The organism is Arthrobacter sp. MMS24-T111, from assembly GCF_054888995.1.
Genome location: NZ_JBTZRO010000001.1, coordinates 3,886,946 through 3,901,060, shown reverse-complemented (window position 1 = coordinate 3,901,060; position 14,115 = coordinate 3,886,946). Strand labels below are relative to the sequence as shown.

The following is a 14,115-nucleotide window of genomic DNA, read 5'->3' as shown; positions in this document are numbered from 1 at the left end:
GGCTGCCCCGGCCGGCCGGCCTCGGCGCGGCGGTAACTGGTCCCGGTACTGATAGTTCGATCACGGAAAGCCCGGTTTGGGCCCGCGGCGGCCCCACCCGCCACTACCATTGACGGGTGCAGCCGCAGCCAACCATCCGTCCCGCCGTCGAAGCCGACTTCAGCGACGTCGCCCGCATCACCGCCGACTCCTACCTCGCCGCAGGGTATTTCGACGACGCCGCCCACCCGTACATGATCAAGGTCATGGACGTTGCGGCGCGCGCGGAGCAGGCCACCATCTGGGTGGCTGAACGGGAGGGGGCGGTCATTGGCTCGGTCACCCTGGCACTCGCCGGTGAACCGTACGCTGACATTGCCCTGCCGGACGAACTGGAATTCCGGATGCTGGTGGTGGACCCTGCCGTCCAGCGCAGCGGCGCCGGACGCGCCATGGTGGAAGCCATCATCAGCCATGCCCGAACCCTGCCGGGTATCCGTGCGGTGGCACTGACCACGGGGAAAGACTGGGAAAGCGCGCATGGCCTGTACCGCAGGACCGGCTTCCACCGGGTGCCCGAACGGGACTGGTTCGTTCCCGGAACCGACACAAAACTGCTGGTTTACCGGCGCGACCTGTAGCGGCCCTACAGTGGTGGCGACCCATTCCAGCTTTGAAAGGCCCACCCATGCGTAAAACCTTCGGCACCGGCTCCGTCTGGGAACAGACGCTCGGCTATTCCCGCGCCGTCCAGGTGGACAACACCCTCTACATCTCCGCCACCGCGGCCAGCGGCGACGACGGGATCGTGGGAGACGACTTCTACACGCAGACCCAGTACATCCTGCAGAAACTCGGCAAGGTCCTGGCCGACGCCGGCTTCGCCTACGAAGATGTGGTGCAGTCCAAGCTGTACCTGACCGACATCAGCAAATGGGAAGAGGCCGGCCGGGCGCACGGCGAAGTATTCGGCGAGATCCGCCCCACCCTCTCCCTGGTCCATGTGCTGCCGTTCCTGGACCCGAACATGCTCGTCGAGATCGAACTGGTCGCCCAGAAAGCTGCCTGACGCTCTCCCTGCCCTACCTTGCCGGCAGGCCGTAGCGGTGTTCCGGCCTGCCCGTGGTGCCGTAGCGCAGCTGGATGTCCACCGCGCCGTCGTCGGCCAGCGACGACAGGTAGCGCTGCGCCGTGGCGCGGGAGACGCCTACCCGGGCGGCCACCTCGGCGGCGGAATACTGTTCGCCCGGAGCCAGTGATTCCAGCACCGCGGCTTCGGTTGCCGAGCGGGGTTTCGACGACGACGTGACATCCCCCGGGATCAGCGACCGTTTTGCGCGTTCCACGGCCTCCTGGTCCAGGGCCCCGGCCTGGCCCAGGAGGCGCCGGTACCTGGCATAGGAGCGAAGCTGCTGGGACAGCGACTCAGCGGTGAAGGGCTTGAGCAGGTACCCCAAGGCGCCCCGGCGGAATGCCACCCGGACGGAGGCGGCATCGGAGGCGGCGCTGAGGATGATCGTGTCCACATCCAGCTGTTGCAGCAGGTCGAGGCCGGACGCATCGGGGAGGTAGACATCCAGCAGCACCAGGTCCGGGCGCAGGCTGTGGATCGCCTGCAGTGCCAGCGAGGCCGTGCCAACGGGGGCCAGGGCCAGGAACCCGGCCACCGAGTCCACGTAGGCTGCGTGCAGCTTGGCCACATGGAAGTCGTCGTCTACGATCAGGACCCGAAAATCATCAGCCATTGTTGTCCTTTCCGGCTGCCCCGGGGGTCTTCGCGGCAGGGTTTCCCGCCGTCGTGTGCGGGAGGACCGCCATGAAGACGGCGCCCGGGCCGCCGGCGGTGCCACGATCCAATACTTTGACGTCGCCGCCGCGGCGGCGTGCCAGCTGCCGGGCCAGGGCCAGGCCGAAGCCCTGCCCGCCACCGGCGCGGACCGGGCCCGCGGCGGTGGTGAATCCTTCGGCGAAGACGCCTTCCGGATCCGTTCCGTCCGCCAGCCCGTCGCCCGAGTCCGCCACCACGATGTGCAGCGTCCCGCCGTCGTCGCCCGGCTCATCCAGGACCTCAAGCTCAACCCAGCGGTCTGTCGAGGATCCTGCCACGGCGGCGTTGACGGCGTTGTCGATCAGGTTCCCCAGCACCGTGGTCACGTCCTGGGCCTCCGTGACCTGTCCGCGGACCAGGGTTTCGGGTCCGATGCGGAGGGCGACGCCGCGTTCGTCGGCTTCCACGCCCTTGGCCCCCACAAACGCCTGCAGGTAGGGGTCCTGGAGCAGTTCGGCCTGGTCCACGGGGAACTTCAGCGGACCGGTGGCGGCCAGCCCGGCCAGGTAGTCACGCGCCTCCTGGTGCTGCCCGATGCCCAGGAAACCGGCCAGCGTGTGCAGTTGGTTGGCGAACTCGTGCCGCTGGGCGCGCAGTGCCGTTGACATGGTGCCCACGGCGTCCAGCTGCCGGGTGAGCTCCTGCAGCTCGGTGCGGTCGCGGAGCATGATCACCCAGCCCAGGTCCTCCCGGCGGTGCAGCGCCTTGCGGGCGTTCACCACCAGGACCCGGCCGGCCGCCACGAGTTCCAGGGCGTCCGGTCCGGCGGCATTCCCTTCCGGCCCGGCGGCAGCCAACCGCGGAGCGGCAGCAACGGGGGCGGTGCTGGTGAGGGACTTCAGCTGCGCAGGAACGGGGGCGTCCTCCCACCGCGTCCCGGACAGGTCGGGCAAATCGAGCAGGCGCTGCGCCGCGGCGTTGAACACGCTGACCCGGCCGTCGGCACGGACGCCGATGACGCCGTCGTCCACGCCCTGCAGCACCGCCACCTGGTCGTGGACCAGGGTGCTGATCTCTTCCGGTTCCAAGCCCAGGGTGAGCCGCTGGAGGCGGCGGCGCAGCAGGAAGGATCCGAGGACCCCGGCCAGCAGGGCGCCGGCGGCGGTCAGGGCCACCGGGCCGATGTCGCGGCTCACGCTCTGGGCCACGGTTTCCATGGAGTAGCCCACGCTCACCTCACCCACCACCGTCGCGGTGCCGGGGGCGTACACCGGAACCTTTGCTCCGGCGGAAGGGCCCAGGGTTCCCGTGTTCCGGGTGGTGATTTCCTGCCCGGACAGCGCCTCGGACGGGTCCGTGCTCACCTTCTCGCCGAGCCGCTGCGGATCCGGGTGGGCCAGCCGGATCCCGGTTTCGTCGGTGATCACCACGAACAGCGCCCCGGTCCTGGTCCGTGCGGCCTCTGCGGAGGCCTGCAGCGGACCCGCGATGAGCGCGGCCGGCGGGGGAGTGCCTGGCTGTTCGCTGATGGCCAGCACGTCTGCCCTGACCTCCGGATCGGATGCGACTGTCCGGGCCAGCGTCAGGGCCTGGTTCTCCGCGTCGCTGCCCACCCGGTCGTACGTCAGCCAGGCATGCACCGTGGCGCTCAGGAGGACCACCAGGAGAACGACGGCCACCTGCAGCAAGAGTGTCTGGGTGGAAAAGCGCAGCGGCTTCCGGGGCGCGGGACGCTGCATTCATCCTCCTTGACGGGTGTGGCCTGGCGGGTATGGCTCAACCGTATCGGCTGCCGCCACGCGCCGACACAGCGTGAGCACAATGAGCAAAATGCTCGCAATAAGCAGTATGCCAATCAATTGAGCCAAAGGCACCGCCGTGACGGACGCCACCCTACAGTCTGTAGCACGCGTCACACCGCTGTGCCGCTGTTCACAAGAAGGAGCCGGCTGTGCTGGTAATACTTGGATTCGCCATGATCGCGGTTTTCATGGTGCTGATCATGACGAAGAAGTTGACGCCAGTGCTGGCGTTGATCATTGTCCCCACCGTTTTTGGCCTCTTTGCCGGCGCCGGCCTGGGCATCGGCGACATGGTCATGGACTCCATGAAGTCCATGACCTCCACCGCGGCCCTGCTGATGTTCGCCATCATCTACTTCGGCCTGATGATCGACGTCGGACTCTTTGACCCGCTGGTGAAGTTCATCCTACGCAAGCTGGGCAACGACCCCGCCAAGGTGGTCCTGGGCACCGCCATACTCGCGGCCGCCGTGTCGCTGGACGGTGACGGGTCCACCACCTTCATCCTCACCACCGCCGCCATGCTGCCGGTCTACCTGCGCCTGAAGATGAGCCCCGTGGTCCTCACCTGCGTGGCCGGCCTGGCCAACGGCACCATGAATATCCTGCCGTGGGGTGGTCCCACCGCCCGCGCCGCCACCGCCCTGAAGATCGATGTCAACGACGTCTTCGTCCCCATGATCCCGTCCCTGGTGGCCGGCCTGGTCGTGGTATTCGCCTTCGCCTGGCTCCTGGGACTTCAGGAACGCAACCGCCTCCGTGCTGTTGCTCCGGAAATCTGGGGAACGCCGTCTTCGGCGGAGCCCTTCACGGCGGACGGGTTCGACGGCGGCACCACCGCCGGCGGTTCGCGCACCGGCGGCACGGCGCCCCGTACCGGACGCAAGGGCGGCAACCCCGGCGGAGCAGCCCCCGCCGTCGGCGGCTCCCCGGCAGGATCCTCCGTGGCCGTGCTGGAGCGCACCGACGCCCTCCTTGAGGACAGCGGTGCCGGGCTCACCGATACCGCCCTGGATCCGAACCGCAGCACCCTGCGTCCCAAGCTGTTCTGGTTCAACCTGGCCCTGACCGTCGCCGTCATGGTGGTCCTCGTGGCCAACGTCATCCCGCTGCCGTTCGTGTTCATGGTGGGCGCGGCCATCGCCCTGCTGGTCAACTTCCCCAAGGTCAAGGACCAGGGCGCCCAGCTCATTGCGCACGCACCCTCCATCGTCGCCGTGGTCAGCATGGTCATGGCCGCCGCCGTCCTCACCGGCGTCCTCAAGGGCACCGGCATGGTCGAAGCGATGTCCGCCTGGCTGGTCCAGATCATCCCGTCATCCATGGGCCCGTTCATGGCCGTCATCACCGGTGTGCTGAGCATCCCCATGACGTTCTTCATGAGCAACGACGCCTTCTACTTCGGCGTCCTTCCCGTCCTCAGCGAGACGGCCGCGCACTATGGTGTCGGCGCCGCGGACATGGCCCGGGCCTCCATCACCGGCCAGCCGTTCCACCTGCAGAGCCCCCTGGTTCCGGCCATCCTGCTGCTGGTCTCGCTGGCCAAGGTGGACCTGGGCGACCACCACAAGAAAGTCCTGTGGCGTACCGCCGTCATCTCCCTTGTCATGCTTGGCGTCGGGATGCTGACCGGAGCCATCGGAATCGGTTAGTCTGTAGCTGCCTGTGCTCCTGTCCCCGAGGCAGGGCCTGGCACGAAGGTGCCCGTCTGACGCCCGCTGGGGGATGTCAGACGGGCATCGGCGTTTCCCCACTAGACTGGATCGGAAAACAATTCGAACTTTGCAGGGGAGATCCATGGCTGCGATCAACCGTGACGACGTCGCGCATCTCGCGCGGCTCGCTCACATCGAGATGAGTGCCGAAGAGCTGGACAGGATGGCCGGCGAACTTGCCGTCATCGTCGATTCGGTCAAGTCCGTCAGCGAGGCCGCAGGGGATGACGTCCCGGCGACCTCCCACCCCATCCCGCTGACCAACGTCTTCCGCGACGACGTCGTGGGACACACGTTCACGGCTGAACAGGCACTCTCCGGCGCCCCGGATTCCGATGACAACCGTTTCAAGGTCCCGGCCATCCTGGATGAGGCATAACCATGACTGAACAGAACTCCACCGGCGTCAGCGCCGAAACCCTGATCCGCCTTTCCGCCGCGCAGCTCGCTGAGAAGCTGGCTGCCGGCGAGGTCACCGCCGTCCAGGCCACCCAGGCGTACCTTGACCGCATCGCCGCCGTCGACGGGCAGGTCAACGCCTTCCTCCACGTCAACGCCGAGGAAGCCCTTGCTGTCGCCGCGGAGGTGGACGCCATCCGCGCAGCCGGCGGTGCGGAGGCCGAAGCCCTGCACGTCCTCGCCGGCGTGCCCATCGCCGTCAAGGACCTCATCGTCACCATCGGCCAGCCCACCACTGCCGGTTCCAAGATCCTCGAAGGCTGGCACAGCCCGTACGACGCCACCGTCGTCGAGCGCCTGCGCGCGGCCAAGATGCCGATCCTTGGCAAGACCAACCTGGACGAGTTCGCCATGGGCTCCTCCACCGAGCACTCCGCCTACGGACCCACCCGCAACCCCTGGGACCTGGACCGGATCCCGGGCGGCTCCGGCGGCGGTTCAGCTGCGGCCGTGGCTGCCTTCGAGGCCCCGCTGGCGCTCGGCACGGACACCGGGGGATCCATCCGCCAGCCCGGCGCCGTCACCGGCACCGTTGGCGTGAAGCCCACTTACGGCAGTGTCTCCCGCTACGGCGCCATCGCCATGGCGTCCTCCCTGGACCAAATCGGCCCCGTGACCCGCACCGTCCTGGACTCCGCCCTGCTGCACCAGGTCATCGGCGGCCATGACCCACGCGACTCCACCTCCCTGCCGGAACCGCTTGCTGACCTTGTTGCCGCAGCGAAGACCGGCAACGTCGAGGGCCTGCGGATCGGCATCATCAAGGAACTGCACGGCGAGGGCTACCAGGCCGGCGTCGAAAACCGCTTCAACGATGCCCTGGAGCTGCTCAAGGAAGCCGGCGCGGAGATCGTGGAGGTCTCCTGCCCGAACTTCCAGTACGCCCTGGGCGCCTACTACCTGATCATGCCGTCCGAGGCCTCCTCCAACCTGGCCAAGTTCGACGGCGTCCGGTACGGCCTGCGGGTCCTCCCGGAAGACGGTCCCATGACCATTGAACGCGTCATGGGCGCCACCCGCGCCGCCGGCTTCGGCGACGAGGTCAAGCGCCGCATCATCCTGGGCACCTACGCCCTTTCAGCCGGCTACTATGACGCGTACTACGGGTCCGCCCAGAAGGTGCGCACGCTGGTCCAGCGGGACTTCGAGGCCGCCTTTGAGCAGGCCGACGTCCTGATCTCGCCCACCGCCCCCACCACGGCCTTCCCGCTCGGCGAAAAACTGGACGACCCCCTGGCCATGTACCTCAACGACGTCGCCACCATCCCGGCGAACCTCGCCGGCGTCCCCGGGCTGTCCCTGCCCGGCGGACTGGCGGACGAGGACGGCCTGCCCGTGGGCATCCAGCTGCTGGCCCCCGCCCGCGAGGATGCCCGCCTCTACCGGGTGGGTGCTGTCCTGGAGTCCTTGCTGGAAGCAAAATGGGGCGGCCCGCTGCTGGCCCAGGCTCCCGCGCTGGGCGCTGAATCCCTCGAAACCCAGGAGGCAAAATAATGAGCACCGACGAAATCCTGAGCTTCGAAGAGGCCATGGAGAAGTACGACCCCGTCCTCGGCTTCGAGGTCCACGTCGAACTGAACACCAAGACCAAGATGTTCTCCTCCGCGCCCAACGTCTTCGGCGACGAGCCGAACACCAACGTCAACGAGGTGGACCTGGGGATGCCCGGTGTCCTGCCGGTGGTCAACAAGACGGCGGTGGAGTCCTCCATCAAGATCGGCTTGGCGCTGAACTGCAAGATCGCCGAATCCTGCCGGTTTGCCCGGAAGAACTACTTCTACCCGGATACCCCCAAGAACTTCCAGACCTCGCAGTATGACGAGCCCATCGCGTACGACGGCTACCTGGATATTGAACTCGAAGACGGCACCGTGTTCCGGGTGGAAATCGAGCGCGCGCACATGGAAGAGGACGCCGGAAAGCTGACGCACATGGGCGGAGCCACCGGCCGCATCCAGGGTGCCGACTTCTCCCTGGTGGACTACAACCGTGCAGGCGTACCGCTGGTGGAAATTGTCACCAAGCCCATCGAGGGCGCGGGCTCCCGCGCACCGGAGCTCGCCAAGGCGTACGTGGCCGCCATCCGCGAAATCGTCAAGAACCTCGGCGTTTCCGACGCAAAGATGGAACGCGGCAACGTCCGCTGCGACGCCAACGTCTCGCTGCGCCCGCACGGCCGCGAACGCTTCGGCATCCGCTCCGAAACGAAGAACGTGAACTCGCTGCGCGCCGTCGAACACGCCGTGCGCTACGAGATCCAGCGCCACGCCGCCGTCCTGGACTCCGGAAACCCGGTGGTGCAGGAAACCCGCCACTGGCACGAGGACACCCGCACCACCACCTCGGGCCGGCCCAAGTCCGACGCCGACGATTACCGCTACTTCCCGGAACCTGACCTGGTGCCGGTGGTCGCTTCGCGCGAATGGGTGGAGGAACTGCGTGCCACGCTCCCCGAGCCGCCCGCCGAGCGCCGGAAGCGGCTCAAGGCCGACTGGGGCTACTCCGACCTCGAATTCCGCGACGTTGTGAACGCCGGCGTCCTGGACGAAATCGAGGAAACCATCGCCGCCGGGGCGTCCGCCTCCGTGGCCCGCAAATGGTGGATGGGCGAGATCGTCGGCCGTGCCAAGGCTGCCGATGTCGACCCCGGCCAGCTGGGCGTCGAGGCTGCCACCGTGGTGGAGCTCAGCCGCATGGTGGAGGCCGGCAAGATCAACAACAAGATGGCCTCCCAGGTGCTGGACGGCGTGCTCTCCGGCGAAGGCACCCCGGAAGAGATCGTCGAAGCGCGCGGCCTCGCCGTTGTGTCCGACGACGGACCCCTCCTGGAAGCTATCGATGCCGCACTGGCCGCGCAGCCCGGCGTCGCGGACAAGATCCGCGCCGGCAAGGTGCAGGCCGTGGGAGCGATCGTGGGCGGGGTCATGAAGGCCACCCGCGGGCAGGCCGACGCAGGACGCGTCAAGGAGTTGATCCTGGAAAAGCTGGGCGTCACCGCTTAGCACTCCGATACCCAACCGGGTCGCAGCAGATGTCGTTTTGAGCATCCATAACGACATTAACTGCGGCCCGGTTGGGCTTTAAGTACTCAGGTGCCGCCGGCCGCAAAGTACCCGTGGCCGCAGGGGCGTGGCGCATTTAGACTGGAGCCCACAGGGCACAGAAGGGCACAGGGCGGTGATGCCCTGGCAGTGCTGCGGAAGGAACAACCATGGTCCGGGACCCATTGAGGATGCGCAAGGCAATGCTGGCCGGGGCGGTGGCCTTGGCCCTTTCCGGAACCGGGGCGGCCCTGGCCTGGTCGGCAACCGGGACGCCAACGCCGGCCGCCTCCCAGGCCGCGCCGAACCCCTCCCAGACTCCACCGGGCCAGCAGAAGGCGCCCGGGCAGCAAAAAGCGCCGGGCCAGCAGAAGGCGCCCGGGCAGCAGAAGCCTGGGCATGCCCAACCGCTCCACGGTGAGGCCGTGGTCAAGCAGCCCGACGGGACCTTCCAGACGGTCCTCGAACAGCGCGGAACCGTGGAGTCCGTTAGCGACTCCGCCATCACCGTCAAGAGCGAGGACGGCTTCATCCAGTCCTACGCCGTCAACGGGGACACCAGGATCACCAAGCTTCCGGCGGCAGACAATGGTGCGGGCCGCAAGCCGGCCGCCGGATCGACGGCCGACATCGCCACCGGCGACACCGTGCGCGTGGCCGGCGTGAAGGACGGGGACAAAGCCACCGCCAAGCGGATCGTTGACGGTGCCGGTGACGGCCCGGGCCTGGGGTTGGGACGTGGGCATGGCATGGGCAAGAAGATGGGTGCGGGCGACCAGCAGGATGGTGAAGGGGCGTAGCTGCGCCGGTCCGGCCACGCCTGCCTCGGGTCGATGGCTGCTGCCTACCCCTGCTGCACCAGTCCTGCCATGATGTCCTCGAGGGCCTCACAGACCAGCACTACTGCACGCCGCTTGAGGTTTTCCGGCCTGGCGAGCAGGTCGATCCGGCGGCGGGTGCTGATGCCTTCCAGCGGGCGCAGGACAATGTCCGGATTCAGGACCGGCCCGGCGGTGTACCTGGGCAGCAGCCCCACCACCCCGCCTGCGGCCACCAGGGCAGCCACCGTGGAGTAGTCGTTGATGCGGTGGACGATGTTCGGTTCCCGGCTGGAGACGGCCGCGACGGCGGAGAGCACGTCGGCGGGGGAGTAGCCGGGGTGGCTGGTCACCCAGGCTTCGGCGCCGACGTCGTGCACCGTGACGGTGTCCTGCCGGGCCAGCGGGTGCCCGGCGGGAAGGGCTACGTCCAGCGGCTCGTGGGCCAGCGGGATCACGGCAACTCGTTCGGTGGGCCAGCGGGGGCTGTGGTCCATGCGGTGCGCCAGCACGAGGTCGTACCGGGCGGTGAGGGCCGGAAAGTCCTGCTGGGCGACGTCCTCGTCGGAGAGTTCGATCCGCGGATGTCCCGGCTGGTCCAGCATCCGTGCCAGCGGGCCAAACAGGGCCTGCCCGGCGCTGTGGAACCCACTGACGGTGACCCGGCCGGCGGGCGAACCGTGGTAAGTGCCAAGAGCCCCACGGGCATCGGCCATGGCGCTGAGGACGGCGGCGCCGGCGTCGGCGAGGACCTGGCCGGCTTCGGTCAGGACCAGGTTCCGGCCCTCCTTGCGCGTCAACGGCACGTCAACCGTCCGTTGCAGGTGCGCCAGTTGTTGGGAGACCGCCGACGGGGTGACCATAAGGGTGTCGGCCACCGCCTTCACGCTGCCCAGCGCCCCGAGTTCGCGGAGGATTTCCAGCTGATGTATTTCCACTCCGCCAGTGTATCCATTAGGAAAATCTAAATCGTCGATTGAGAAGATTCCTGTTGTGCTAATGCTTTCACGGGGCTTCAATGAGGAGGACACTAACCCCGCTGATGTGAATGCCAAGAAGTAAGGACGCCAATGAAGGCCCTGTACAAGGCCGGCCCGCACGCCGGTTTCGAACTCGTCGACCGGCCGGAACCCACGGCGGGTCCGGCCGACGTCAAGATCCGCGTGATGACCACCGGGATCTGCGGAACCGACCTCCATATCCAGTCCTGGGACGCCTGGGCGCAAGGCATGATCGCGGCTCCGCTCATCGCCGGCCACGAATTCTACGGAGAAGTGGTGGAGGTGGGCGAGGACGTCCGCGAGGTCAAGGTGGGAGACCGTGTTTCCGGCGAAGGCCACGTGGTCTGCGGTATCTGCCGCAACTGCCGTGCCGGGCGCCGGCAGATGTGCATCCACACGGTCAGCGTGGGAGTCCAGCGCGACGGCGCCTTCGCCGAATACGTGGTCATCCCGGAGACCAACATCTGGGTCCACCACGACCCCTCGGTCACCCCCGAGCTTGGCGCCATCTTCGACCCGTTCGGCAACGCCGTCCACACAGCGCTCAGCTTCCCCTGGTGGGCGAAGACGTCCTCATCACCGGCGCAGGTCCCATCGGCCTGATGGCCATTGCTGTTGCCCGCCACGCCGGCGCGCGCAAGATCGCCATCACGGATGTGTCGGTGCCGCGGCTGGAGCTGGCCAAGCAGCTGGGCGCCGACCTTGCCATCGATGTCTCCACGACCCGCGTCCGCGATGCCCAGCGGGAGCTGGGCATGCGGGAGGGGTTCGACGTCGGAATGGAAATGTCCGGCCACCCCACCGCCCTGCCTGAGATGATCGACAACATGAACCACGGCGGCCGGATCGCCATGCTGGGCCTGCCCAGCCAGGACATCACCATCGACTGGGGCAAGGTGGTCACCCACATGCTCACGCTCAAGGGCATCTACGGCCGGGAGATGTACGAAACCTGGTATGCCATGAGCGCCATGCTTTCCTCCAACCCGGTACTGCACGCCGGAATCTCCGCCGTGGTCACGGACACGCTGCCCGCCACGGACTGGGAGAAGGGCTTCGATATTGCCCGCAGCGGCGTGGGCGGAAAAGTTGTCCTCGACTGGACCCGACTCTAAGGAACCCCCATGTACACCTCCATCAAGGACCAGCTCCGCGGCGAGCTGGACGAGATCCGCACCGCGGGACTCTACAAGACCGAACGCAGCATCAGTTCACCGCAGTCAAGCCACATCACCGCGGGCCGGATCGGCGGTCAAGGCAGTGACGTGCTGAACTTCTGTGCCAACAACTACCTGGGACTGGCCGACCATCCGGACATCATCAGCGCCGCAAAAACCGCCATGGATGAGCGCGGCTTCGGCATGGCCAGCGTACGGTTCATCTGCGGAACCCAGGACCTGCACCTCAGCCTCGAGGCCAGGGTCTCCGCCTTCCTGGGAACCGAGGACACCATCCTCTTCTCCAGCTGCTTCGACGCCAACGGCGGCGTTTTCGAGTCCCTCCTCGGCCCGGACGACGCCGTCATTTCAGACGCCCTCAACCACGCCTCCATCATCGACGGCATCCGCCTGTGCAAGGCCCGCCGCTACCGGTACGCCAACCAGGACATGGCCGAGCTCGAGGCCCGCCTCCAGGAGGCCCAGGACGCGCGGCGGAAGCTGATCGTCACCGACGGCGTGTTCTCCATGGACGGTTTCCTCGCCCCGCTCGAGGCCATCTGCGACCTCGCCGAAAAATACGGCGCCATGGTCATGGTGGACGATTCCCACGCGGTGGGCTTCATGGGGGCAAGCGGCGCGGGCACCCCGGAGCATGCAGGGGTTTCGGACCGGGTGGACATCTACACCGGAACCTTCGGCAAGGCACTTGGCGGGGCGTCCGGCGGCTACGTGTCCGGCCGCGGCGAGATCGTGGCCATGCTGCGGCAAAAGGCGCGCCCGTACCTGTTCTCCAACTCACTGGCGCCCGCCATCGTGGCCGCGACGCTCAAAGCGCTTGACCTTGTGGAGAACTCCGCGGAAGCTCCGGCGCCGGTTGTTCGAGAACGCCGCGCAGTTCCGCCGCCGCATGACCGGGGAGGGCTTCGACCTGCTCCCGGGCGAGCACGCCATCGTGCCCGTCATGTTTGGGGACGCCGTCATGGCAGCCAAGGTGGCGGACCGGATGCTGCAGCACGGCGTCTTCGTCACCGCCTTCAGCTTCCCCGTGGTACCGCGCGGTGCCGCCCGGATCCGGGTGCAGTTGTCCGCCGCGCATACAGCGGACGACGTCGAAGCATGCGTTCGTGCCTTCGTCGCCAGCCGTGCCGAGGCGGCAGTTTAGACGGCAGCGCCGGCTGGCCTGAACCCACGCCCGGCATAAACCCCGACCTGGCGTGAACCCCCGCTTGGCGTGAACTCTGCGAGGATGGACCAATGGCAGCTCATTACGATGTCCTGATCGTAGGCGGCGGCATCGCCGGCCTGTCCCTGGCGTCCGCGCTGGCGGGGCGTTGCAGCGTTGCGCTGGTGGAGGCGGAGCAGGAACTGGCGTACCACACGTCCTCCCGCTCCGCCCGCCAGCTCATCCCCAGTTACGGGCCTCCCGCAGTGCAGGAACTCACCGTCCGGACCCTCGAACTGCTGGCTGCCCGCGACAGGGAACTGCCGGAACCGGTCCTGACGCCACGCAGTTTCATGCTGATCGGCTCGGAGCTGGATGTGGCATCCGAAGCGAGCGGACATATGCAGCCGATCACGGTGGACCGTGCCCTCGAGCTGTGTCCGGCGCTCCTGCCGGATACGTTTGCCGCCGCAGGGCTGGACAGTGGGTCCTTCGGCTGCAACGCCCCTGTCCTGCTGGCGGATCACCGTGAGAGGGCGGTCGCCGCCGGGGCGGACATCATCACGGGCGCCCGCGTCCACTCGGCCCAGCGGCAAGGCTCGGGGTGGCAGGTGGGCGCCGGCAGCGAAGGCTTTGAGGCCGGGGTCCTGGTCAACGCGGCCGGTGCCTGGGCCGACGAACTCGCCGTGATCAGCGGCGTCGAGAAGCTCGGACTCCAGCCGTACCGGCGCACTGCGGCGATTGCCGCCGTCGAACGCTCCCTGCCTGAACACAGCCCCATGGTGGCCGCCGCGGACAATTCCTTCTATTTCCGGCCGGACGGCCCGGATGTGCTGATTTCCCCGTCCGAAACGGTGCCCAGCGGCCCCGAGGATGCGCGTCCGCGGCCAGGCGACGTGGAACGCTTGGTGGCCATGCTGAACTCCGCCACCGGCCTCGGGATCACCCACATCCGGCGTGCGTGGACGGGCCTGCGCACCGAAGCGGCCGACGGGGTGCCGGTGGCGGGGTTCGACGCCGAAGCGCCGGGGTTCTACTGGCTCGCAGGGCAGGGCGGCTACGGATTCCAGACCTCCGCAGCCATGGCCGAGTTTGCAGCCACCCAGATCCTTGCCGGGCAATCCGGCGGCGGCGGCGCAGGCGGGGCGGGTCCGGCATCCCGGACAGTGGAGGCACTGGCTGCCACACGCTGGTCCATTCGACGCTGAAG

The 14,115-nt window shown here is 67.7% G+C and carries 11 protein-coding genes and 2 pseudogenes; 10 read left to right on the top strand and 3 right to left on the bottom strand.

Features of this window, described 5'->3' with window-relative positions:
* The first annotated feature begins 116 nt into the window (after nt 1–116).
* Nucleotides 117–620 (top strand): GNAT family N-acetyltransferase, encoded by a 504-nt coding sequence (locus ACX5I6_RS18305; protein WP_285248198.1) that lies wholly within the window; start codon nt 117–119, stop codon nt 618–620.
* A gap of 47 nt (nt 621–667) precedes the next feature.
* Nucleotides 668–1,048, top strand: a complete 381-nt coding sequence (locus ACX5I6_RS18300) for a RidA family protein (protein WP_285248197.1) — start codon at nt 668–670, stop codon at nt 1,046–1,048.
* 13 nt (nt 1,049–1,061) lie between these two features.
* Here the strand turns inward: ACX5I6_RS18300 and ACX5I6_RS18295 are convergent, their stop codons facing one another.
* Both ACX5I6_RS18295 and ACX5I6_RS18290 read right to left on the bottom strand, forming a co-directional pair.
* Nucleotides 1,062–1,724, bottom strand: a complete 663-nt coding sequence (locus tag ACX5I6_RS18295; protein WP_018763015.1) for a response regulator — start codon at nt 1,722–1,724, stop codon at nt 1,062–1,064.
* On the bottom strand, nt 1,717–3,486 hold the full coding sequence (locus tag ACX5I6_RS18290) for a sensor histidine kinase (protein ID WP_461841391.1): 1,770 nt from the start codon (nt 3,484–3,486) through the stop codon (nt 1,717–1,719). Before ACX5I6_RS18290 ends, ACX5I6_RS18295 begins: the two co-directional genes overlap by 8 nt.
* A gap of 212 nt (nt 3,487–3,698) precedes the next feature.
* On the opposite strand from ACX5I6_RS18290, the gene ACX5I6_RS18285 reads away from it, so the two are divergent.
* The 5 genes from ACX5I6_RS18285 to ACX5I6_RS18265 all read left to right on the top strand — a co-directional run bounded on the left by ACX5I6_RS18285 (nt 3,699) and on the right by ACX5I6_RS18265 (nt 9,564).
* Nucleotides 3,699–5,201: a CitMHS family transporter gene (locus ACX5I6_RS18285; protein WP_285248195.1), complete on the top strand. Its 1,503-nt coding sequence runs from the start codon at nt 3,699–3,701 to the stop codon at nt 5,199–5,201.
* A 145-nt stretch (nt 5,202–5,346) separates the two neighbouring features.
* A complete protein-coding gene (gene gatC / locus ACX5I6_RS18280) occupies nt 5,347–5,643 on the top strand; it encodes an Asp-tRNA(Asn)/Glu-tRNA(Gln) amidotransferase subunit GatC (protein WP_018763018.1) in 297 nt (98 codons plus the stop codon).
* Between the two features lie 2 nt (nt 5,644–5,645).
* Nucleotides 5,646–7,217 carry an Asp-tRNA(Asn)/Glu-tRNA(Gln) amidotransferase subunit GatA gene (gatA, locus tag ACX5I6_RS18275; RefSeq protein ID WP_133830279.1) on the top strand — a complete coding sequence of 524 codons (1,572 nt, stop codon included), beginning with the start codon at nt 5,646–5,648 and terminating at the stop codon, nt 7,215–7,217.
* Nucleotides 7,217–8,725, top strand: a complete 1,509-nt coding sequence (gene gatB, locus ACX5I6_RS18270) for an Asp-tRNA(Asn)/Glu-tRNA(Gln) amidotransferase subunit GatB (protein WP_461841390.1) — start codon at nt 7,217–7,219, stop codon at nt 8,723–8,725. Before gatA ends, gatB begins: the two co-directional genes overlap by 1 nt.
* Nucleotides 8,726–8,934: 209 nt before the next feature.
* Nucleotides 8,935–9,564: a hypothetical protein gene (locus tag ACX5I6_RS18265; RefSeq protein WP_461841389.1), complete on the top strand. Its 630-nt coding sequence runs from the start codon at nt 8,935–8,937 to the stop codon at nt 9,562–9,564.
* Nucleotides 9,565–9,608: 44 nt separating this feature from the next.
* On the opposite strand, the gene ACX5I6_RS18260 is transcribed toward ACX5I6_RS18265, so the two are convergent.
* Nucleotides 9,609–10,520 (bottom strand): LysR family transcriptional regulator, encoded by a 912-nt coding sequence (locus ACX5I6_RS18260; RefSeq protein WP_285248192.1) that lies wholly within the window; start codon nt 10,518–10,520, stop codon nt 9,609–9,611.
* A 132-nt stretch (nt 10,521–10,652) separates the two neighbouring features.
* On the opposite strand from ACX5I6_RS18260, the pseudogene tdh reads away from it, so the two are divergent.
* From tdh to ACX5I6_RS18245, 3 genes and pseudogenes are all read left to right on the top strand, one after another.
* Nucleotides 10,653–11,698, top strand: a pseudogene (tdh, locus tag ACX5I6_RS18255) (L-threonine 3-dehydrogenase).
* A gap of 9 nt (nt 11,699–11,707) precedes the next feature.
* A pseudogene (locus tag ACX5I6_RS18250) lies at nt 11,708–12,905 on the top strand (glycine C-acetyltransferase).
* A 92-nt stretch (nt 12,906–12,997) separates the two neighbouring features.
* Nucleotides 12,998–14,113, top strand: coding sequence for an NAD(P)/FAD-dependent oxidoreductase (locus ACX5I6_RS18245; RefSeq protein ID WP_461841388.1), 1,116 nt, complete (start codon nt 12,998–13,000; stop codon nt 14,111–14,113).
* The last annotated feature ends 2 nt before the right edge of the window (nt 14,114–14,115 follow it).